The organism is Phytoactinopolyspora endophytica (assembly GCF_004138495.1).
GTDB lineage: Bacteria > Actinomycetota > Actinomycetes > Jiangellales > Jiangellaceae > Phytoactinopolyspora > Phytoactinopolyspora endophytica.
The window spans coordinates 128,014-128,291 of the sequence record NZ_ML142859.1 but is presented as its reverse complement, the minus strand read 5'-3'; the positions used below and the strand labels follow the sequence as shown (position 1 = coordinate 128,291).

Below are 278 nucleotides of genomic sequence, written 5' to 3'. Positions count from 1 at the left end.
CCCGGCGGGTCCGTTGCGGCGCGTCGCGTGGCACCAAGGTCGGCAGCACGTTCTGTAGCACGACGTCCCTGTCGATGACGACGCGGCCGATGTCCTCACGGCTCGGCACCTCGTACATCACGTCGAGCAAGACCTCTTCCATGACCGCACGGGTTCCGCGCGCACCCGTACCCCGTAACAACGCTTGATCGGCCACGGCCTCGATCGCCTCGGGGGTGAACTCGAGCTCCACGTTGTCGGCGATCTCGAAGGTCTTCTTGTACTGCTTGATCAGGGCA

Annotated in this window: 1 pseudogene; it reads right to left on the bottom strand. The window is 64.7% G+C overall.

The features are described from left to right. Positions 1 to 278: pseudogene (locus ELR45_RS41220) on the bottom strand (ATP-dependent Clp protease ATP-binding subunit ClpX); the annotation flags it as partial.